At 58.3% G+C, this 20,288-nt stretch carries 20 protein-coding genes and 1 pseudogene; 13 read left to right on the top strand and 8 right to left on the bottom strand.

Annotated features, from left to right (window positions below; genetic code table 11):
* Positions 1-131 precede the first annotated feature (131 nt).
* Positions 132-1,586, top strand: coding sequence for a choice-of-anchor tandem repeat GloVer-containing protein (locus VNL17_02370; protein ID HXI82918.1), 1,455 nt, complete (start codon positions 132-134; stop codon positions 1,584-1,586).
* Between the two features lie 12 nt (positions 1,587-1,598).
* On the opposite strand, the gene VNL17_02365 is transcribed toward VNL17_02370, so the two are convergent.
* Together VNL17_02365 and VNL17_02360 are read right to left on the bottom strand one after the other, a co-directional pair.
* Positions 1,599-2,486: an MBL fold metallo-hydrolase gene (locus VNL17_02365; GenBank protein HXI82917.1), complete on the bottom strand. Its 888-nt coding sequence runs from the start codon at positions 2,484-2,486 to the stop codon at positions 1,599-1,601.
* Between the two features lie 115 nt (positions 2,487-2,601).
* Positions 2,602-3,114 carry a GNAT family N-acetyltransferase gene (locus VNL17_02360; GenBank protein ID HXI82916.1) on the bottom strand — a complete coding sequence of 171 codons (513 nt, stop codon included), beginning with the start codon at positions 3,112-3,114 and terminating at the stop codon, positions 2,602-2,604.
* Positions 3,115-3,459: 345 nt separating this feature from the next.
* Here VNL17_02360 and VNL17_02355 point away from each other — a divergent pair, with 345 nt between their 5' ends.
* Both VNL17_02355 and VNL17_02350 read left to right on the top strand, forming a co-directional pair.
* On the top strand, positions 3,460-3,870 hold the full coding sequence (locus tag VNL17_02355) for a hypothetical protein (protein HXI82915.1): 411 nt from the start codon (positions 3,460-3,462) through the stop codon (positions 3,868-3,870).
* 213 nt (positions 3,871-4,083) lie between these two features.
* Complete coding sequence (locus VNL17_02350; protein ID HXI82914.1) at positions 4,084-4,842, top strand: hypothetical protein; 759 nt, start codon at positions 4,084-4,086, stop codon at positions 4,840-4,842.
* 60 nt (positions 4,843-4,902) lie between these two features.
* On the opposite strand, the gene VNL17_02345 is transcribed toward VNL17_02350, so the two are convergent.
* Complete coding sequence (locus VNL17_02345; GenBank protein ID HXI82913.1) at positions 4,903-6,507, bottom strand: PKD domain-containing protein; 1,605 nt, start codon at positions 6,505-6,507, stop codon at positions 4,903-4,905.
* A 115-nt stretch (positions 6,508-6,622) separates the two neighbouring features.
* Positions 6,623-7,018, bottom strand: a complete 396-nt coding sequence (locus tag VNL17_02340; GenBank protein ID HXI82912.1) for a hypothetical protein — start codon at positions 7,016-7,018, stop codon at positions 6,623-6,625.
* 184 nt (positions 7,019-7,202) lie between these two features.
* Between VNL17_02340 and VNL17_02335 the strand changes: the two genes are divergently transcribed.
* Positions 7,203-9,695, top strand: coding sequence for a hypothetical protein (locus tag VNL17_02335; GenBank protein HXI82911.1), 2,493 nt, complete (start codon positions 7,203-7,205; stop codon positions 9,693-9,695).
* Positions 9,696-9,741: 46 nt separating this feature from the next.
* On the opposite strand, the gene VNL17_02330 is transcribed toward VNL17_02335, so the two are convergent.
* Positions 9,742-11,067: a bifunctional UDP-3-O-[3-hydroxymyristoyl] N-acetylglucosamine deacetylase/3-hydroxyacyl-ACP dehydratase gene (locus tag VNL17_02330; protein HXI82910.1), complete on the bottom strand. Its 1,326-nt coding sequence runs from the start codon at positions 11,065-11,067 to the stop codon at positions 9,742-9,744.
* A gap of 95 nt (positions 11,068-11,162) precedes the next feature.
* On the opposite strand from VNL17_02330, the gene VNL17_02325 reads away from it, so the two are divergent.
* The 8 genes and pseudogenes from VNL17_02325 (at position 11,163) to VNL17_02290 (ending at position 17,288) form a co-directional block, all read left to right on the top strand.
* Positions 11,163-12,359 (top strand): branched-chain amino acid ABC transporter substrate-binding protein, encoded by a 1,197-nt coding sequence (locus tag VNL17_02325; GenBank protein ID HXI82909.1) that lies wholly within the window; start codon positions 11,163-11,165, stop codon positions 12,357-12,359.
* A 394-nt stretch (positions 12,360-12,753) separates the two neighbouring features.
* Positions 12,754-13,716 (top strand): branched-chain amino acid ABC transporter permease, encoded by a 963-nt coding sequence (locus VNL17_02320; protein ID HXI82908.1) that lies wholly within the window; start codon positions 12,754-12,756, stop codon positions 13,714-13,716.
* Positions 13,716-14,771: a branched-chain amino acid ABC transporter permease gene (locus VNL17_02315; GenBank protein ID HXI82907.1), complete on the top strand. Its 1,056-nt coding sequence runs from the start codon at positions 13,716-13,718 to the stop codon at positions 14,769-14,771. Before VNL17_02320 ends, VNL17_02315 begins: the two co-directional genes overlap by 1 nt.
* Positions 14,768-14,971, top strand: a pseudogene (locus tag VNL17_02310) (ATP-binding cassette domain-containing protein). Before VNL17_02315 ends, VNL17_02310 begins: the two are co-directional and overlap by 4 nt.
* Before the next feature lie 66 nt (positions 14,972-15,037).
* A complete protein-coding gene (locus VNL17_02305; protein HXI82906.1) occupies positions 15,038-15,796 on the top strand; it encodes an ABC transporter ATP-binding protein in 759 nt (252 codons plus the stop codon).
* A gap of 5 nt (positions 15,797-15,801) precedes the next feature.
* The gene (locus VNL17_02300) at positions 15,802-16,506 is read left to right on the top strand and encodes an ABC transporter ATP-binding protein (GenBank protein HXI82905.1); all 705 of its coding nucleotides are present in this window, start codon (positions 15,802-15,804) and stop codon (positions 16,504-16,506) included.
* Between the two features lie 5 nt (positions 16,507-16,511).
* A complete protein-coding gene (locus VNL17_02295; protein HXI82904.1) occupies positions 16,512-16,880 on the top strand; it encodes a CoA-binding protein in 369 nt (122 codons plus the stop codon).
* Between the two features lie 18 nt (positions 16,881-16,898).
* A complete protein-coding gene (locus VNL17_02290; GenBank protein HXI82903.1) occupies positions 16,899-17,288 on the top strand; it encodes an ACT domain-containing protein in 390 nt (129 codons plus the stop codon).
* Here VNL17_02290 and VNL17_02285 read toward each other — a convergent pair.
* From VNL17_02285 to VNL17_02275, 3 genes are all read right to left on the bottom strand, one after another.
* Positions 17,285-17,977 carry a uracil-DNA glycosylase gene (locus VNL17_02285; GenBank protein ID HXI82902.1) on the bottom strand — a complete coding sequence of 231 codons (693 nt, stop codon included), beginning with the start codon at positions 17,975-17,977 and terminating at the stop codon, positions 17,285-17,287. The genes VNL17_02290 and VNL17_02285 overlap by 4 nt on opposite strands.
* A 6-nt stretch (positions 17,978-17,983) precedes the next feature.
* The gene (gene nagZ / locus VNL17_02280) at positions 17,984-18,991 is read right to left on the bottom strand and encodes a beta-N-acetylhexosaminidase (protein HXI82901.1); all 1,008 of its coding nucleotides are present in this window, start codon (positions 18,989-18,991) and stop codon (positions 17,984-17,986) included.
* A 137-nt stretch (positions 18,992-19,128) separates the two neighbouring features.
* Positions 19,129-19,464, bottom strand: a complete 336-nt coding sequence (locus tag VNL17_02275) for a glutaredoxin (protein ID HXI82900.1) — start codon at positions 19,462-19,464, stop codon at positions 19,129-19,131.
* 101 nt (positions 19,465-19,565) lie between these two features.
* On the opposite strand from VNL17_02275, the gene VNL17_02270 reads away from it, so the two are divergent.
* Complete coding sequence (locus tag VNL17_02270; GenBank protein HXI82899.1) at positions 19,566-20,276, top strand: hypothetical protein; 711 nt, start codon at positions 19,566-19,568, stop codon at positions 20,274-20,276.
* Positions 20,277-20,288 lie beyond the last annotated feature (12 nt).

The following is a 20,288-nucleotide window of genomic DNA, read 5'->3' as shown; positions in this document are numbered from 1 at the left end:
CGTTATCTGCAATGCCTCGCCTCCAGGCTCAACGGCCTTACAGCATCAACTCAAAACTTCCCAAATACCTTGGGAAACACTCGACTTGCAACCGCCCAAATGTTATCCATGCTTTATCGGCGGCGTCGGTTATGAACAAATCGATTCATGTCGGGTTGGCTGCGGGGAAAACATTCCTCTTAATCATTCCCTTAAGTTTGCTGGTTCTGGCTGCTTCGCCATCCAACGCCGGCGCACAAACCTTGGCCACTCTCTATTCTTTTAGCGGTCCCCCGAACGATGGGTTCAGACCGAATGCGCTGATCCAGGGTAGCGACGGCAATTTTTACGGAACGACCAGGTTGGGCGGAACGAACGACTACGGCACAGTGTTTCGGATCAGTCCCGACGGCAATGAGACGAATCTCCACTCTTTTGGCGGTTCCTCCGATGGGATGGAGCCATTCGCCGGACTCATGCAGGCGAGCGACGGCAATTTCTATGGGACAACCCCCGTCGGCGGGTCGAACAACTTGGGCACAATATTCCGGATCAGCCCGAGTGGCACCTACACCATGCTCTATTCTCTGGTTCACTCTCCCACCCCTGCGTCTGCTCCGTGTAGCCCACTGATACAGGCCAGCGACGGCAATTTCTACGGGACAACCGACAATGGCGGGACTTTCGGCACCCACGGCACGGCGTTCCAGATTACTCCCAGCGGCACTTACACCACTCTCTGTTCCATCTTGGACACTGGGATCGGTAGTGGGTTGTATTCACAACCTGCGCTGGTACTGGGCGGCGACGGCTATCTCTACGGCACGACCTTCCGCGGCGGGTCAAACGGCCAAGGCAGTGTATTTCGGATTACTACCAGCGGCACGTACACGAGTCTGTACTCCTTTGGCGCCTCCTCCATCGATGGTACCGCCCCAAATGGCTTGGTGCGGGGTAGCAACGGCAAGCTCTATGGGACCACCGCCCAGGGCGGGACGTACAGCAACGGAACCGTGTTTTGCATCACTCTCACCGGCAGCTATTCCAATCTGTACTCCTTTGGCGGAACTCCTAACGATGGCCTGGTCCCGCTGGGCGTGCCGGTGCAGGGTAGCGATGGGAATTTTTACGGAACGACCTACTACGGGGGGACGAGCAACGTGGGCACCGTTTTTCGGTTCAGTCCCAACGGGACCGAGACGGTTCTTTGTTCCCTCGCCAGCTTGGCACTCGGCTCCTTTTCTCCCTCTCCCCCCGGACTGGTGCAGGGGAGCGATGGCATTTTCTACGGGACGACCGGGAACGGCGGTGCGAGCACGAACTGTCCCGGCGGCTGTGGCACGGTATTTAAATTGACGGTTCCTCTCAATCCGCCAGCCAATCAGATCTCCGCAGTTCAGGTTACCGGCGCTGACGTAGCCTTCTCCATCCCCTCGGTAGCCTGCGAGACCTACCAATTGCAGTTTAGCAATTCCATGAATCCGACCAATTGGATCAACGTCCCCGGCGTTTCCGTCACCAACAGCCTCGGCGCTCTGCTGACCTTGACCAATTCCGGCAGCGCCATCGGACCACAAAGGTTCTATCGGTTTGACATAACTCCATAGATAGTATGGACGTTATCTAGCCATTCCGCCCGCCACCTTGCCGACTCCTTCGGCTCCGGCAATCAGGGCGCGCAAGAAATAGGCGGTATCCTCGTCCAGGGGTTGTCCGGTCTCCGCTTCAGCCGCTGCAAAGACCTTCCCCTCACCCGCGCCGAACGCCTCGACCAACTTCGCAGCCTGTCGCATTTTATCGGTGTGCTTGGTGAACTCCGCCCGCGTCGCTACCGTGGAGTCGTGCCCTCCCACATAATAGGCGGCATCGAAGGCTTGCAGTGTGTCGAGTAGCGGGAGCAATTGCTGGGCAGTGTAATAGCGTTTGGACCCATCAACGGCGTCACACAGGCAGTCGCCCAAAAATAGCACGCGATCCGGCAGGATGAACATGACCGACGAATCCGCCGCGTGATCGCCACCGACATGCTCAATCTGGCATGTCACGGCGCCCAATCGCAATTCCAGCGAATCGCAAAAGATGATGCCAGGTTCGGCGATGCGTATGGTTCGAGGCGCGGGCAATTCCGCTTTGATGTTCTCCGCACCTGCGGCAGTTTGTTCGCCAAGCGCGATCTGCTCTTCAAGCCCTGCATCGCTCCAATCCAGAGTTGCCAGTTCCGCGAGCTTCTTGGCAGTCAGGCTCTGGGCAATGACCGGTGCGCCGATTTCGGCCGCGCCGAATACGTGATCCCAGTGCCAGTGTGTAAGCGCGACATAGGTGGGCGGCGAGATTCCCTGCGCAGTCAGTTGGTCGAGGAACAGGCGTGCATGAGCGTCTGAAGCGCCAGCATCCAGCATCAATATGTCATTCGTGCCGACGACTGCGCACAAGGATGGGCGATCCGGCTTGGCGGGCGGCATCCAATAAACGCGAGAGCTGATTTGACCGAGGGCAGTTTCACTCATTTGTTGCCTAACATTAGTTATGTGACAAACTCGGTTGTCTTTTTGCCGGGGCGATATGCGCCTGTGGTTCTCAAGGTTGACAACATGCTATTGCCACGTCCGCTGCAACACGATGTTAGCCGGTCGCAAAAGAAAACACACGCCATGCATGCGGATTTCCAGGACGCTTGAACTCTGTCGCTGCGCCACCCGTGAACTTTGCGACGGCGCTCATCCAAAACGCAAGCGCACTTGGGTTTCCCTCGGAAACTCGAACGATCCATCGGCCCGGAAGGCGATTCCAAAGAAGGGCGACGGCGCGCTGGCCCACGCCCGAGCGCCGGTAGCGACGAATCACGAAGAACTCGGCGACATCGAATACATTCGGGTCATCCGTCGCCGGCGAGCCACGTGTGGCCAGGGCGAATCCCACGACACGGGCGTCGCATTTGATGAGGAACGGGAAATAGCGCTCGGGCTCTGACCAATAAAGCGCAAGCTTGCCATACCCGAAGCGCCCGTCTGGTTTTAGCTCGATGCTGGGGAATGCCTCACTGAGGTCGTGAATGTACAACTCAAGAAGATTCGATAGCAACGTGGCGTCAGCCAATGTCGCTGCCTCGAGAACAATTTCGTGTGAATTTGCCATCTCAGTCTTTGCGTCCAGCTAACGAGTGGAGATACTACACATTAGAAAGTTCAAAGCGCAAGGTTCGCAGACCATCCGGTGTGGGGACAGTCTTCTGTGCTTTCCTCGCAGTCTCACCAGGCGTTTAATCATGAACAGGCGAGAATTGGCAACCGTTATCGGTAGTCATCGGGGTCATAGTCATCGGGGTCAACTCAATACTCTGGACACATTTCGCTGACCACTTCGCCCGCCACCTAGCCGACGCCTTCCGCTTTGGCGATCATGCTGCGGGGGATTCCCATTGTGCTTCACTTACTCTTCCGTTAGGAGTTTAATGGAGTCCGGTCATTTGGACGAAGAATCATGGAGCACTTTCAGGGATACGCTTGGGGTATTGCGGTTCCGGTCGCCATGTTCTCTTGCATGGCTGCGATGTTTGCCGTGCACGCCGGATTGGTGGTGGGTGTCTTTCTGTCTTTTCTGGCGTTCTTCGTCCAGTCGTTGAGACGCATCGTGCCCTACTTGTCGCTAATGCCTCTCTGCGCCGCAGTCGCCGGCTGGGGCGCTCTCTTAGGATTCTGCCATGTTGCTGGCCTTCATTTGGACATGGATCAGGTCTTGCGGGCAATGTTCATCGGCCCATTCGCGAGCTTTACTCTCGGCTCTTTGGCAGGAGCGGGCCTCGGCTACTCGCTTGCAAAATTTCTCAGCCGCTTGCTACCACGCCCAACCATTCCCCTCACCCCACCGCAATCCGCGCCAGTGGCTCACTGAACACATCGCCCGCCACCTTGCAGACTCCTTTGGCCCCGGCGATCTTCACGCACGAAATCACGTCATCACATCAAACCAATAAAACCTTTTCAACACCGTCGCCCCACCCGCAAGCGTTGTCGAGTTTACTTCCGATAATGATTTGGTAACGTGGACACGCGTACCGTACAATGCCAAATGCATGATACCGGCACAATTGACAGTCAGAAACCAATGACGGTCACCAAAGAAGAGGTTCTGACCAAGGTCCCCGCTGTCACGCTTCTCTTTTGGATCATCAAGATCTCCGCAACCACCCTCGGGGAGACGGGCGGCGACGCGGTTTCGATGTCGATGAACCTCGGTTATCTGGTCGCCACGGGGATTTTCGCCGTGGTTTTCATCGCTGCGGTCATTACCCAAATTTACGCCAGGCGGTTTCACCCCTTCCTTTACTGGGCCACGATCATCGCCACAACAACCGTCGGCACAACGCTGGCCGATTTCGCCGACCGTTCCCTGGGAATCGGTTATGCGGGCGGCTCGACTCTTCTCTTCGCGCTGCTCATGGGTTCCCTGTTCGTTTGGCATCGCACTCTCGGTTCAGTGTCAATAAGCACGATCGTTTCTCCAAAAGCCGAAATGTTTTACTGGGTAACGATCATGTTTTCCCAGACCCTGGGCACTGCCCTGGGCGATTGGGCAGCCGATACGGCCGGACTCGGCTACGGCGGAGGTGCTGTGTTGTTCAGCACACTCCTGGCCCTCGTCGCTGTCGCCTACTACTGGACGAAGATATCGCACACCGTGCTCTTTTGGGCCGCCTTCATTCTCACCCGGCCCCTCGGCGCTGTCTTCGGCGACCTCCTCGACAAACCCGTTGCCAATGGCGGCCTCGCCCTGAGCCGCTACTCCGCCTCGGCCGTTCTTCTGGTGTTAATCGTCGCTTGCGTTCTGATTTTTCCTCAAAAGGCCGCAGAACGCAGCCACTGAGCGGCCTTGGTTCATTATAATTCGGCAGGTTACCGAGCCGGGTATCGTCGCCCTCCTCTATTAGGGCACAAGTCGGACACGGTAGAAGAGTGAGGGGAAATTCGTAGCGGCGTTGGGATCGAGACGGTTAGTGACCGTGCTAGTGGTATTCGTGACGGTGAAGATCGCGGTGAAGCCATTCGTGTTATAACTGCCACCGCCCGTGCCAGTCGTGGACTGCAACGCATTGGTTCGGCCGAGTCCCGTCATCCACGTGACCAGAACATCACTGCCGGTCCGCACCACGCTGGTGATGCGAAACGCCGAGCTGCCATTGGTAGGATCGGTACCGGTGAGGAACTCCTGCATGTTGGACATCCCATCGCCATCCGCGTCGGCATCGGCCGCTGCCGCGGGGTTGGTCGTGCTGCCAAAGTACTGGACCTGCCAGGCCTGGAACGCTGTCAATACCGTGATGTAATTCGGCTTGGTATTGGTGCTGACACCTGTGGAACCACTGACCACCAGCTTCACGGTGTTCGTGCCGGCGGCATACGTGTGAAGCACGGTGGTCGTCGTGACGTTGGTCGTGACGCCGTCGCCAAAATCCCAGAATCGATTGGTGATGCTGCCGGTTGATGTGTCAGTGAAGGTCACCGCTAATGGCTCGGTACCGTTCGTAGGACTGCCGCTGAAAATTGCCACCGGCGATGACACCACCCCGAGATTGGTGATGTTCAACGTGATAAATTCAACCGGCCACGTGAAAACGTTGGTCTGGCCCGCCGTCAATCCGGCGATCTTGTTCGAGACCCCGAGCAAGTCGCAGCGCGTCAGAGCATTGACGGTGAGGGTCTGGTTGGACACCAATCCGGCCGCGACAGATGCCGCGATGGTATTGGTCACGATCCGGCAGCGGATGACCGCAGTCGGTACCAGATTGGGCTTTAACAGGAAATACTTGCTAACGAAATCGTTCGTCAAGGCGGACAGGGTGACGCCGTCGTAAATGCAATAGTTAAACCGCGGGCTCGGGTACGTGAACACGACCTTGGTGCTGTCCGCCACCATCACCGCGGCGGTCATCACGTCGGATCCATCAAACGTGGTGACCATGTGCTGGGTGGACTGCGTAGTGTTGCCGTTGTCGAACTTGATGTTTGGCCGGTAGTCGTTGGTCAGCACGAACGCGCTCCCATTCCACTTGAGCAGTTCGGTCGCGGGATGGATTTCATATTTTCGTTCGCCCTGATGCTCGGAATACCAGCGGAAAATCCCCCGCACGACGGCTTGCGAGCTGCTCAGCGAATCAATGGTCGTAAGCTGGGCGCTCGTGGCGTTAATCACTTCGGGGACAATCGGCGATTCACTCTGGTTGCCACTGGTGGATCCCGTGCCGTTGGCGGCGATCGCCATATTGACATGAATGTCGCCATCGGAGTTGATCGAGAAACCGGGAAAAATGAACTGCCACGTGCTGGTACCGCCACCGACCGATGAATACTGCGCGTTGGCCAGGCTCGAAATCTGAATCGGATCCACTTCCCACAAGGAAGCCATCTGCGACACCTCGGCGAACGTGTTGGTGATGACGGTTTGAGCCGGCGCGCGCGACGGTAATGCCAGTGCGGCGATACCGACGAAGGCGAGGAACCGACAGGGGTTCAGACGCGTGGGCTTATTCATGATTTGATCTGAGCGTGGACGGGAGGATACTTCACAGCGTCTCAAAAGGGAAGGTAAAAATGGCGACAATGCGATCCGGAATGGCCTCCAGGTACCGTACCGACAACGGGTTCCGTCATTCTTTTGTGCCGGTGAACTTGAAGAAAAGCGAAGTGCCGTCCTTCTTCTGCCAATGGAAATTGCCGCTCGTGGTCTTGCCGTCGACCCGGCCGCCCCACCCCGCTAGGTCCTTGGCGTCATTCTGCTTGTCGGCCGCCCATTCGACGTCGGCATCTTCGGTCTCGTACCGATACGGACCCGCCTTGAACCCATGCGCCAGCATCGCCGTGGAGGTGAACCGGCCTTCAGTGAAGATCAATTCGTCCTCGAACCCCTTCGCTCCCTTCTTAGCAGATTCCTCGTCAGGTGTGACTGTGACTTTCCACTTCGTGCCATCCATGCGCTCTGCGTGTGCGGCTGGGCCGGCCACCGCGAGGATCGCCGCCAGGCAGAAGGAAAGCGGAAATCTCATGAGGAAAACTTTACAGGGCAAGCGAACGCGCAACAAGGGTAAACCACATACCCGAAACATCTTGACGCTTCGAACTTAAAGGCGTAGAAACTTGATAATATCTCATTCGTGGGATCGGCTCTCGGTTCCACGCGCCCCGTCTGCGCGATGCGATGCTACGGTGATTCGAACGGAAAGGTGGAATGTGAGAAACAATCTGGCATTACTGGCGATATCGCTCGCGGCAGTCTATAACACACGGGAAGTAAACGCCCAAAGCATTTGTGCCAGCGTGCCCGCCACAGCCGCCAACGGCGTCTCCTTTGGCAGTGTTGCCGCCGGCCAAACATACACCTACCAGGCTTCCGGAGCCGCAGGGTACAATTTCGACGGTTGCCAGTCCGATCCTGACGGCAACATCGTGGCCGGCGCCTGTGGCCCGGCCATTGGCGACAACGGTTTCAATTGCCCCGGACTCAAGGCCTTTTCCCTCGTCGGCAAAGTCAACGGCCAGTGTATCCAGTTGGGCAGCGGTGGAACCTTCGTCGCCCCGTCCTCGGGCCCATTAACGTTGTACTACAATGACAGCGGCTATGGTGACAACAGTGGCGGTTTCAGTGCCTGCGTTACCTCGACACAAATCCAGCAGAACTGCACGAGCGTTTCTGGCGCTGCGGCCGCCGGCGTTTCGTTTGGCAGTGTCGTCGCCGGCCAAACGTACAGCTACCAGGCGTCTGGTGCCGTCGGGTACAACTTTGATGGCTGCCAGTCTGATCCCGACGGCAACATCGTCGCCGGCGCCTGCGGTCCAGCCACTGGCGATAACAGTTTCAAGTGTCCCGGACTCAAGGCGTTTTCTCTCGTCGGCAAAATCAACGGACAATGCCTCCAGTTGGGCAGCAGCGGCGCATTCGTCGCTTCGTCCTCGGGCACATTGACCCTGTATTACAATGACAGCGGGTACGGCGACAACAGTGGCTCCTTTAGCGTGTGCATCACACCGGTTTCGCAGACTTGTGCGACTGTTTTGGGCACGACATCAGGTGGCCTATCCTATGGCAATGTTGTGGCCGGTCAGACCTACAGCTATCAGGCCTTGGGCGTCATCGGCTACAATTCCGACGGCTGCCAGGCCGACCCTGACGGGAACATCGTCGCCGGAGCTTGCAGCCCGGCCACTGCCGATGGCAGTTTCACCTGCCCCGGACTCAAGGCCTTTTCACTCGTCGCCAAGGTCAACGGTCAGTGCCTCCAGCTGGGTAGCGGCGGCACATTCGTCGCGCCGTCCTCCGGCCCGCTGATCCTCTACTTTAACGACAGCATCTACGGCGACAATAGCGGTTCGTGGAACGTCTGTATCACGCCTGTGCAGCAATCCTGTCCAACGGTTCCTGGCAACAGCGCCGCCGGTGCCTCCTTTGGCAGCATTGTGGCCGGCCAAACCTACAGCTATCAGGCTTCGGGCACTGTCGGGTTCAATCTCGACGGTTGTCAGTCCGATCCCGACGGCAACATCGTGGCCGGTGCCTGCCAGCCAGCCACTGCGGATAATAGCTTTACCTGCCCCGGTCTGAAAGCGTTCTCACTCGTCGGCAAAATCAACGGTCAGTGCCTCCAACTCGGCACCAGCGGAACTTTCCTCGCCCCAGCCTCGGGTACATTGACCCTGGTCTACAACGACAGTGGCTACGGCGATAACGGCGGCTCCTTCAGCGTGTGCATCAAACCGGTCCAACAGGCTTGTCCGAATGTCCCCGGCAGTGCAACCGGTGGTGCCGCTTACGGCAGTGTCATTGCCGGACAGACCTACAGCTATCATGCGTATGGCGTCATCGGCTACAATCTCGACGGCTGCCAGTCCGACCCTGACGGCAATATCGTGGCCGGTGCGTGCGCCCCGGCCGTTGGCGACGGCAGCTTCACCTGCCCCGGTCTCAAGGCTTTCTCCCTGGTCGGCAAGGTCAATGGACAATGTATCCAACTCGGCACCAGCGGCCAGTTCTCCGCCCCGGCTTCGGGACCGTTGACCCTTTATTTCAATGACAGTAACTACGGCGACAATAGTGGCTCTTGGAGCGTCTGCATCACGCCGGTTCAACAAGCTTGTGCGAATCTCCCCGCCAGTGCCTCCGGCGGTGTTCCTTTTGGAAACGTCGTTGCGGGTCAACCCTATGGCTATCAAGCGTCGGGCAAGGCCGGCTTCAATCTCGATGGTTGCCAGTCTGATCCTGACGGCAACATCGTGGCCGGTGCGTGCGCCCCGGCCATCGCTGACGACAGTTTTACCTGCCCCGGACTCAAGGCTTTCTCCTTGGTCGGCAAGGTCAATGGACAATGCATCCAACTCGGCGCCAGCGGCCAGTTCTCCGCCCCGGCTTCGGGACCGTTGACCCTCTATTTCAATGACAGCGGCTACGGTGACAACAGTGGTTCGTGGAATGTCTGCCTCGAGCCGTTACCGGAGGCGGTGCGTGGCATCGCCGTCGAAGGCAAGAATATCCGTGTCTCATGGACAACCGTCGCCGGCAGGACGTGCTATCTGCAGGCTTCCACAAACAAACTGTCTGGAAGCTTCGCGGATATCAGTCCGGCCATCTACATGCCGATTCTGGGGAGCACGACAACCAACTATCTGGATCAAAACGGAGCGCTGCAGGGTTCCGCCCGTTACTATCGCGTTCGAATCACGCCGCAATAAGCCGACTCCGCCGTATTCGCGTCTGCTTGGTATGTTTCGCGGTGAACTACCCCTCCACGACGCTAAACATCACTTCCGCTTCGCTGACGACTTCGCCGGCCACCTTACAAACGCCTTTGGCCTTGGCGATCTTGCCGCGGGCACGGCCCATTTCGACTTCGATAATGAGCTGATCGCCGGGACGAACCGGTTTACGCCACTTCACGTTGTTGGCGCTCATGAAGTATGCGACCTTGCCGGCGTTCTCGCCCGCACGCAGCATCAAGACACCTGCCACCTGCGCGATCGCCTCCAATTGCAGAACGCCGGGCATGATGGGATGACCGGGGAAATGCCCCTGGAAAAACGGCTCGTTGATCGTCACGTTCTTGAGTCCGATGATTTTCTCTTCGCCCTCGATCTTGATGATGCGGTCAACCAGCATAAACGGATACCGATGCGGCAGGACGTTCAACAACTGCATGGTATCCATCGCCTGCTCCATCGGCGTGCCCGCTGCCATCGGCGGCGCAAACGAAACCGGCGCGGGCTGCTCTTTCTCCATCACCTTCGCCAGCGCCTTCGTCAGCGCCGCATTGCAGGAATGTCCCGGTCGAATCGTGATGATGTGCGCCGCCAGCGGCCGCCCCAGCAACACGATGTCGCCGAGCACGTCGAGAATCTTGTGCCGCACGAACTCATCGCGAAATCGCAGCGGCTCGGTGGCTAAAATGCTTTCATTGCGGATCAACACCGCGTTCTCGAGGCTGCCGCCCTTGATCAATCCGTGATCGATGAGATGCTGGATCTCTTCGTAAAGCGCAAACGTCCGCGCCGGCGAAATCTGCGTCTCAAACGTCTCCGGCTCGATGGCCAAACTCAGGAACTGCGCGTCGAGTCCGGGTTTGCCGTAATGAATCGTGCAACTGATGCGCAACTGATCACTCGGCACGACCACCGCCAGTGAGTCCCCCACCTCGACGTGCACTATCTCCCGCGGCTGAAAAATCTCGCGCTTGCCTTCCTGTGGCTGGATGCCCGCGTCCTTGACTAATTTGACGTACGGCGCTGCGCTGCCGTCGCCAACGGGCGGCTCGTTCCCATCCAGTTCGATGATCAAATTATCGATCCCGTAACCATTCAGCGTCGCCAGCACGTGCTCGACAGTATGAATCACCGTCCCGTTTGTCCCAATCGTCGTCCAGCGCGTCGTGTCCCCGATGTTGCGGATATGCGGATCAATCTCCGGCTTCCCCTCAAGATCGACGCGCACGAACTTGATGCCATGGTCCAGCGGCGCGGGTTTCCAGGTCATGTTGACCTGCGAACCCGTGTGAATGCCAATGCCCGAGAATGACACGGGATGTTTGATCGTCTGCTGCTGCTTCAGCATGTGTGCCGCCCTTGTAGCATAGCCTCAATTCAGGAAGCAAGCCTGTCTCGGCCTTTGAGATTGCCTGTCTACGCTGTTTGTGCCAAAACCCCTGCATGAAACGATTGTTCTTTTCGCTTTGTCTCGGCGTGTTAGTGATAACCTCTTCAGTCGCGCTCGCCGCCGATTCGCAGGTCATCAAGATCGTCTCCAGCCTGCCGCGGACGGGCAGCGCCAACGCGCAGTCGCAAACGATGGTCAACGGCATTCGCATGGCCATCGACGAGGTCAGCGGAAAAATCGGCGATTTCACGCTCGCTTACGAAGACTGGGATGACGCCTCTCCCGAACGCGGTCAGTGGGATCCTGCCGTCGAGGCCGCGAATGCACAGAAAGCCGTCAAAAATCCTGACATCATGGCTTACATCGGCACCTATAACTCCGGCGCCGCAAAAATCTCCATGCCGATTCTCAACCAGGCCTCGCTTGTCATGGTCAGCCCCGCCAACACCTACCCCGGCCTCACCAAGCCGGGAATGGGCGAAGCGAATGAGCCGCAGGTGTACCGTCCCTCCGGCAAAATCAATTACTTCCGCGTCGTCCCCGCCGACGATATCCAGGGCGAAGTCGCCGCGCAGTGGGCCAAAGAACTCGGCATCAAGAAAGTCTTCATTCTTCATGACCGCGAACTCTACGGCAAAGGCGTGGCCGACGTGTTCAAGCGCGCCTGCGTCAAACTCGGCATCACCGTCGTCGGTTACGAAGGCATCGACCCGAAGGCCGCGAACTATCGCTCCCTCGTGACAAAGGTCAAAGGCACCGACGCCGACATGGTGTACTTCGGCGGCACGACGCAAACAAACGCCGGCCAGTTGGCCAAGGACCTCGTGTCCGTCGGCGCGCGCGCGAAGTTCATGGTCCCCGACGGCTGCCGCGAACAGGCCCTCATCGAGTCTGCCGGCAAAGACAACCTCGACGACCGCACCTACGTCACCTTTGGCGGTCTGCCGCCCAGCCAGTTGAAAGGCCGCGGACGCGAGTTTTACGACAACTACAAAAAGAAGTACAACGCCGAACCCGAAGCCTACGCCGTCTATGGCTACGAATCCGCCCGCGTCGTCCTCGAAGGCATCAAACGCGCCGGCAAAAAAGACCGCGCCGCCATCACCGAAGCCATCACCAACCTCCGCGACTTCGACGGTGTCTTGGGCAAATGGTCCTTCGACCAAAACGGCGACACCAGCCTGAAAGTCATGGCCGTCGAGGAAATTAAGGACGGCAAATTCACCCCGGTGAAGATTGTGGGGATGTAGATGCCTGCAGATGAAACACGAGAGTCTTCAGCCGTTCCTAATGAGGTGGGTACGTCAATCTCTTGCTCTTCGCAATGTGCAAAGGGGACAGATCTCAAGTGATCCTCAGGCAGTCGCATCCATTGCCAATGTTTCAAGAGCTTGAACACACGCCAGACTTTCCCCACGTCTGTATGCGGCTGAAAGTGATGTGTAATCTCGACCCTGTACGTTCCGAGGAGCCCATCGAGGGGAATATTCAGTTGAGTATTTCTGGGAACCAGTTCGCCATCCGGTCCCATTTCGACGAGCAATGTGCTGACCCGTACTGCAAACTTACCGTTGTTGTAGTTAGGTCTCGCAACCGCGCACCGTGATTGACCGCGCGCCCTCGCATCGCTAGAGTCTCGCCGATATGTCGGGCAGTGAGATTTTCCTGCAACAACTGATCATCGGATTGTCCAACGGGATGATCGTCGCCCTCATCGCCCTGGGCTACACGATGGTCTACGGCATCATCGAACTCATCAATTTCGCCCACGGCGACCTCTTCATGCTCGGCAGTTTCGCCGCGCTCACCGTCGTGGGCCTGCTCGGACTCGACCAGCTCACCGCCGGCGCACCGGGCATGTGGGGCGGTCTGTTCGTGATGCTGCTTGTTGTGCCGCTATTCTGCGGCGGGCTGAACTGGCTCGCGGACCGTTTCGCCTACCGCCATCTCCGCGAATCCACCAAACTCGCTCCGCTCGTCTCAGCAATCGGCCTCTCGTTCGTGTTTATGAACATCGGCCTGCTCTGGGGCGGCGTGCCAATGAACGTCTTCGGGTTGGGACATTCCGCCGCCTCACCCAAGGATTTTCCCGCTCTCGTCTCGAACGTCAACCTGCTTGGCCAAAGTGCCGTCGAATTCACCGAGAAAGATCTCATGGTGTTCGTGGTGACGCTGCCGCTGATGGTCTTGCTGACGTGGTTCGTGAAAGGCACGCGGTCGGGCAAGGCCATGCGAGCGGTGGCACAGGACCGGCTGGCGGCGCGCCTAATGGGCATTCCGGTGGACCGCGTCATCGGCCAGACCTTCCTCATCGGTGGCGCGCTCGCAGGCGTCGCCAGCGTCGTGTCTTCCGTCTACAACAACACGATCTACTTTCAGATGGGCTATCGCGCCGGCATGGACGCCTTCACCGCCGCCGTCCTCGGCGGCATCGGCAGCCTGCCCGGTGCAGTGCTGGGCGGCTTGGTAATCGGCCTGGCTCGGGCCTTGTGCGATCAGTATCTGGAAACGCGCTGGACGAACGTGCTGGTCTTCACCGTCCTGATTCTGGTGCTCGTGTTTCGTCCACAAGGCCTGCTCGGCGCCCGCGCCAAGGAGAAGGTCTAATGCCCGCTCCGCGCCGAATCCTTTTTCACTGGTCGTTCCTCATCGTAGCGGCGCTGATTCCGCTCATTGAGTTGGTATTACCGGGTCATCCGCGTATCGGCGACCTTCTCCGTCCGATTTTTATCATGGCGATGCTCGGGCTCGGCTTGAACATTCTCACCGGTTTCACCGGTCAACTCAACCTCGGCGTCGCCGCCTTCATGGCCGTCGGCGCGTACAGCTACGCGATTCTAACATGCGATATCTATCCCTTCCGCCTAGGTTTCTGGTCGGCGACAGCGCTAACGGTTCTCGTGGGATTAACCGTCGGCTTGTTTCTCGGCCTGCCAACGATCCGTCTGCGAGGTGACTATCTCGCCATCGTCACCCTCGGCTTCGGAGAAATCGTCGAGGACGTCCTGAAGAATCTCGATTCCATCACCAAGGGCACGCAAGGCATTAATCCCCTGCCAGGACCATCCTGGTTCGGCTACCACTTCCACGCCGAGACCTACCAACCTTGGTACTACCTCTTTCTCGGCTTTCTGGCGGTGCTCGTGCTTCTGAACCGCAACCTCCAGCGCTCACGTGTCGGTCGCGCCTGGATTTCCATCCGCGAAGATGAACTCGCTTCCTCATGCATGGGCGTCAACCCGATGAAGATGAAACTGCTGGCCTTCGCGCTCGGCGCGGCGCAATGCAGCCTCGCGGGCGCATTGTGGGCCAGCTATCTCGGCTCCAGCGGCGAGCCGGGCAATTATGATTTCCAGGTTTCGATCATCGCGTTGTGTATCGTGATCGTCGGCGGCATGGGTAACGTCGGCGGCGTGCTCCTCGGCGCACTGGTGATCATGGGCTTCAATTCCATCGTGTTGGAAACCGTGACGAACTTCCTGAAGGCGCATCAGCTTATCAGCAGTTCGAACGTGTTCACCGCGCCGGGCAACTGGAAATACATGCTCTACGGACTGGCCCTCATCCTGATGATGCGCTTCCGACCCGAAGGCCTTCTGCCATCCCGACAGTTCAAGGCCGAGGTTCATCCAAACGAACCCCACTCTCCGCCAACCTCATGAACATTCTCGAAATCTCCGACCTTACCGTGCGCTTCGGCGGCCTGACTGCCGTCAATTCCGTATCGTTGGATATTCCCGCGAAAGAAATCGTTTCAGTCATCGGTCCCAACGGCGCGGGCAAGACCACGCTCTTCAACGCAATCACGGGCATCTATGATCCCACCAATGGCCGTATTTGCTTCAACGGCGAGGAAGCCCGCCGCCCGTTCCGTTGGACAACCGCACTCACGCTGGCGCTCGTCGGCTTGATTGCGGGCCTGAGTCTGGTGCTGATCGTCAACGTCGAGCCGCTTTGGGACACGGCCATCACCTCGAATTACACGTACCAGCAAACATTCCTGTGGTCGAATGCCGTCAGTGCCGCGTCCAATTACTTTGGCGAATTGCCCATTCAACGTTTCGTGGTGCCTTTTCTAATCGGCGGCCTGGTCGGACTGGCGGGCGCCCTCGCAATCTGGCACCGCACCCGTCGCGCCCCCGAAGTCGCCGCGCGCGCCGGCATCGCGCGGACGTTCCAGAATATCCGGCTCTTTAATCAAATGACTGCTCTCGACAACGTGTTGCTGGGCATGGACAGCCAATTACGCACCAGCGTTTGGCACGCAGCCTTGCGCCTGCCGTTATACTGGCGCGAGCGGGACGAAGCCGTGCAACGGGCGATGGACATCCTGCGCTTTGTCGATCTGGATCGAGACGCTAATCAATTGGCGGAGAATCTTTCCTACGGCCACCAACGCCGCCTCGAAATCGCCCGTGCATTGGCGATGCAACCGCGCCTCCTGCTGCTCGACGAACCGGCAGCGGGTATGAACCCCGCCGAGGCGCAGGAGTTGATGAAACTGATCCATGACATTCGCGATCGCGGCATCACGGTGTTGCTGATTGAGCACCATATGCAGGTTGTGATGGGAATTTCCGACCACATCGCCGTCCTCGACCACGGCGAAAAAATAGCCGAAGGCAACCCCGAAGCGGTCCGCAGTAATCCAAAGGTCATCGAAGCGTATCTCGGGAAAGAGTCATGAAGACCCTGCTACAACTTGAGGGTGTTCGTTCCGGATACGGTCTCATCGAGGTGCTGAAGGGAATCAGTCTAACTGTTGGCGAAGGTGAGATTGTGGCGGTGCTCGGTGCCAATGGCGCGGGCAAATCCACGACGCTCATGACGATCAGCGGTATCAACCCATGCCGCCAGGGCCGCATCCTGTTCAATGGAGTGCCGATTCAGAACCGGCCGGCACACGAGATTGTCCACCGCGGAATTTCACAGGCCCCGGAAGGGCGGCGCATCTTCCCGCGGCTGACGGTGCGGGAGAACCTGGAGATGGGTGCGTTTCAGCGTGTCAATGACGAGGCCTTGCGCGCGGACGTGGAGCAAGTGTTCGCGGCATTCCCAATTTTAAAAGAACGGCAAACACAACTCGGCGGCACACTCAGCGGCGGTGAACAGCAAATGCTCGCGATCTCGCGCGCATTGATGGCGCGGCCGAAACTGCTGCTGTTGGACGAACCGTCCCTCGGCCTCGCGCCCATGATCGTCACAAAAATCTTCGACATCATCCGCGAGATCAATCGCCAGGGAACGACGATTCTGCTGGTCGAGCAGAACGCGAACATGGCCCTGCATGTGGCACAACGCGGTTACGTGTTGGAGACTGGAAAAATAGTGTTGGAAGATACGGCGGAACATCTGATAAAGAATGAACAAGTGAAGAAATCATATCTGGGAGGCTGAGGGAAATGGGCAAACCAACCGTGGCGATTGTTGGCGCGTCGGCCGACCAAAACAAATTCAGCAATAAATCCATTCACGCTCATTTGCGGGCGGGGTACGACGTTTATCCTGTCAATCCGAAGGAGGAGACGATCGAGGGCCTGAAATGCTACAAGTCGATCGTCGACATTCCCGTGACCCTCGACCGCATCAGCCTGTACCTACCTCCCGCCGTTGGCCTGAAGGTTCTCGACAACATTGCCGCAAAAGGCTGTCAGGAGTTTTGGGTGAACCCCGGCGCCGACAGCCCCGAGCTCATCCAAAAAGCGCAGGTGCTCGGCCTCAACCCCATCGTTGCCTGCTCCTTCACCGATGCACTGGCACATCACACCTAACCGATCACGGAGATCACCATGACCATACGAACTGAACTTTCCATCGTCCTGCCAAACCGTCCGGGCACCCTCGGCGAAGTCACCAACGCGCTGGCCCGGGCAAAAGTGAATGTGCTCGCCATCGACGCGTCGGGCGGCTTCGAGTACAACATCGTCCGCATCGTGCCGGATAAAGCGCCCAAAGCGCGTGCCGTTCTGCGCCGTAAAGGTCTCGACGTGGGTGAGACAAAGGTTCTCTGCATACCGGCCCAGGATAAACCCGGCGCGCTGGCACATATCGCCGACGCGCTCGGCGGCGCGAAAGTGAATATTGACTACCTCTATGCCACGGCGGGTTGCCCGCAGTCGGACGCCCTGATCATTGCGCACGTTTCCGACGCCCGCAAAGCCATCAAGGCCTTGCGTTAGTCGACTGTGTCGAGCAATCGCCTCGCACGGGTAAACACGGCGCCAAACATCGGTTCGGTCAGCTTGCCGGTGTTCGTGTTTTGGCGGCTCGGATGATAGGAAGCGATGAGCGTCGGCCGACTGTCGCCGAGTTGATAGACTACGTTGTGGGCAAACTTCGGTAGCGGTTTCGGCAACACCACGCCCTGCCGCCGCAATCCCTTCAGGTAATTGTCGAACGCAATTTTTCCCAACACGATCACCACCCGCGCATTCTTGAGACCGTTCAATTCCTCATCGAGGTAAACACTGCAGTTCTCAATCTCCTTGGGCAACGGTTTGTTGTCCGGCGGCGCGCAGTGGCAAACCGCAGTGATGTAAGAGCCAATCAGCTTCTGTCCATCATCGCGACGTTGCCAGCTAGGTTGGCTGGCGAATCCAGCCTTGTGAAGCGCGCGGAACAACCACCGCCCGGAAGAGTCGCCGGTAAACATGCGCCCGGTGCGGTTGGCCCCGTGCGCCGCAGGGGCCAAACCAATGATCAACAGGCGCGCGCGCGGGTCGCCAAGGCTTGGCAAGGGCTTCGCCCAATAATCCCAGTCGCGGAACTCGCGTTTCTTTTCGCGGCCGATCCGCTTGCGGTACGGCACGAGGCGCGGACAAAGCTGGCACCGAACGATCCGTTGGTTCAATTTGTCGTGCCAGTCCACGAGGATTCAGGCCTGGTGCGCGATCCATTCATCGCGGAACTGCTGGATGCGTTGCTGCGATTCAAAAAGCCGCCCAAGGCTGATGCGGCCCGACTCAATGGCCTTCGTCAATGCCTCGTGGGCCGCTACCGCTTTTTCGGCGGTGTGGCAGACGAGCAACATGTCCGCCCCGGCGCGAAACGCCTCGACCACAGCCTCCCCGAACAAACCCACTTCGGAGATCGCGCCCATCTCCATATCATCCGTAAGGACAATCCCGGTGAAACCGAACTGTTTCCGCAACAAGTCCGTGATGATTGTCCGGGAAAGCGACGCCGGCCGCGGCTTCTCCCCATCAAAGGCGGGATAATACCCGTGCCCGACCATGATGGCAGTGAGCCGCCTCATCAACCGGGCATACGGCACAATGTCCTCGGCCAGCATGGCTTCGCGTGTGCGCAAGATGGTTGGCAACTTCTCGTGGGAATCCAGCAGCGCACCGCCCAGACCCGGGAAATGCTTGGGACACGCGGCCACACCTTCGCGCTCCAGTCCTTCCAAAAACGCGCCGGCCCAGCGAATCACTTCGTCGGCAGTCCGGCCCCAGCAACGTTCCCGCAACGCGTTGTCTGTCTTCTCGTCGAACAGTTCAAGATCGAAAACGGGCGCGAAATCAATATCGATGCAGAACTGATGCAACCAGCGTCCGGTGACGCGTCCAAAGTCCTCCGCCTGCTCGACATTGCCGTGCTTCTTCAGGTCCGCGATCGTCGGTGCTTCCCCGATGATGTTGCGCAGGCGGTTGACGCGATTGTGTTCCTGGTCGATGGCCAGGAGTGGACGATAGGAAAACTCCGTGCGTAGCGCCTGTCCGAGAGAGCGCAGTTCGGTGGCGGTGTCGACATTGCGGGCAAACAGTATGATACCGCCGGGCTGCAGCGTATTCAGCAGACGGCGCGTATCAGCCGTCAGCTGAGCGCCAGCAAACCCGATGAACAGGTGCTGCCCAACATGTGTGTGCTGCAGGGATGCCATGTGAATTTCTGATTCAGGCGCAGTTCACTTGTAGCATTTGGAGTGACCGATGGTCAAACGCCCTGCAAGGCTCAGCGATCCGTGCATCTGCGTAATACGGACGCGCGGAGAAAAACCTGTAGCGGTTCGTCAGCGGTCTATCCGCGACCGAACTTGATTGTCGGCTCGGGATGGTCCTGGCAGGCCGCATTGGTCGGAACGTCGGTCGCGGTGTCGCTGGGTTTAACGTAGCCGTTTTGGATAAGCCAGCTTTCCACTTCCTCACCGCTTACGTCGGCGAGAATCTTCCCGTCAATCTCCAGCGTCGGTTGTAGAGGCTGGCCGCTCCGGGTCACCATCTCCTGGTAGTACTCGGCATTGTTAATGACATCGCGGTCGTCAAAGGGAAGATCGTACTTCCGCAGCACGGCGCGCACGCCGTTGCTCCATCCGCAACTCGGTTTCAACCACGCAGTGATCTTTGGTTTGCTCATAAAATCCTCATACCGACACCTATTCTATGCACGAAGAACCAACCGAATGCAAGAGGCCACCGCGCGTCGCTTGATTTATCTGCCCTCCACCATTATTGCGAGTGGCACCTAAGCTGCTTAATACGTGGATGATGACGCTGCTCGGCGAGATCCAAATCCTACTGGAACGCACCTACGGACACACGGGTGTGAATTTCGAGGATTTCCTTCTTAGCGAAAAGCGCAGCCATGCATTATCGGAGATGGCCGGTCCCAGCGCCGCGCAGATTTCAGATTTGGGGCGTGTTTTCCTACGAATTGTGGATGGCAAGCTGTGCCTGGGAATCCACTACGATTCCAGCGTGGTGGAAGCGCTGGAGAAGAACAATCCAGCCTGTGGGTTGAATGACGAGAACATCCTGCCGTTCATGGTATTTCTCGAGGAACTCGACCATGCCGTTCACGCCGCGCTAAAGTTTCGCGAAGGCGCGCGGAACATCCATAGCGAAGCCTTTGTGCGCGATCTCGAACTGCAAGCGAAGGTTGATACCTACCTGATTCTCCAGAAGTATTGCGCGTTTTTTAACAAGCCGCAACGGCTGACGGATGCGGACCGGCGCTGGTTGAGGGCCTGCGTCTTCGATCGAGAACGCCTGGCTTTTGAAGAGCCGTTGTTGGCGGAACGCTATCATGAGACGAATCGGCTGGCGCGACGCTACGTGCGCCATCTCGACGGCCTCTCGCGCACCCGCCGCACGACGGAGATCCGCCGCTTCCGCAAGTTTTCCTATGGCCAGAAACGCGACCGGGTCGCGGTTGTCTGTGCTCACTAGGGTCTGACTGCG

This window comes from Verrucomicrobiia bacterium (genome assembly GCA_035577545.1).
GTDB lineage: Bacteria > Verrucomicrobiota > Verrucomicrobiia > Palsa-1439 > Palsa-1439 > Palsa-1439.
Note: the sequence above shows the minus strand (reverse complement) of the source record. Positions and strands in the feature narration are given on the sequence as shown.

Excerpts from the sequence above, each read along its gene's own strand:
- VNL17_02370 (HXI82918.1), top strand. The coding sequence starts at position 132 with ATGAACAAATCGATTCATGTCGGGTTGGCTGCGGGGAAAACATTCCTC.
- VNL17_02365 (HXI82917.1), bottom strand. The coding sequence starts at position 2,486 with ATGAGTGAAACTGCCCTCGGTCAAATCAGCTCTCGCGTTTATTGGATG.
- VNL17_02360 (HXI82916.1), bottom strand. The coding sequence starts at position 3,114 with ATGGCAAATTCACACGAAATTGTTCTCGAGGCAGCGACATTGGCTGAC.
- VNL17_02355 (HXI82915.1), top strand. The coding sequence starts at position 3,460 with ATGGAGCACTTTCAGGGATACGCTTGGGGTATTGCGGTTCCGGTCGCC.
- VNL17_02350 (HXI82914.1), top strand. The coding sequence starts at position 4,084 with ATGACGGTCACCAAAGAAGAGGTTCTGACCAAGGTCCCCGCTGTCACG.
- VNL17_02345 (HXI82913.1), bottom strand. The coding sequence starts at position 6,507 with ATGAATAAGCCCACGCGTCTGAACCCCTGTCGGTTCCTCGCCTTCGTC.
- VNL17_02340 (HXI82912.1), bottom strand. The coding sequence starts at position 7,018 with ATGAGATTTCCGCTTTCCTTCTGCCTGGCGGCGATCCTCGCGGTGGCC.
- VNL17_02330 (HXI82910.1), bottom strand. The coding sequence starts at position 11,067 with ATGCTGAAGCAGCAGCAGACGATCAAACATCCCGTGTCATTCTCGGGC.
- VNL17_02325 (HXI82909.1), top strand. The coding sequence starts at position 11,163 with ATGAAACGATTGTTCTTTTCGCTTTGTCTCGGCGTGTTAGTGATAACC.
- VNL17_02320 (HXI82908.1), top strand. The coding sequence starts at position 12,754 with ATGTCGGGCAGTGAGATTTTCCTGCAACAACTGATCATCGGATTGTCC.
- VNL17_02315 (HXI82907.1), top strand. The coding sequence starts at position 13,716 with ATGCCCGCTCCGCGCCGAATCCTTTTTCACTGGTCGTTCCTCATCGTA.
- VNL17_02295 (HXI82904.1), top strand. The coding sequence starts at position 16,512 with ATGGGCAAACCAACCGTGGCGATTGTTGGCGCGTCGGCCGACCAAAAC.
- VNL17_02290 (HXI82903.1), top strand. The coding sequence starts at position 16,899 with ATGACCATACGAACTGAACTTTCCATCGTCCTGCCAAACCGTCCGGGC.
- nagZ (HXI82901.1), bottom strand. The coding sequence starts at position 18,991 with ATGGCATCCCTGCAGCACACACATGTTGGGCAGCACCTGTTCATCGGG.
- VNL17_02275 (HXI82900.1), bottom strand. The coding sequence starts at position 19,464 with ATGAGCAAACCAAAGATCACTGCGTGGTTGAAACCGAGTTGCGGATGG.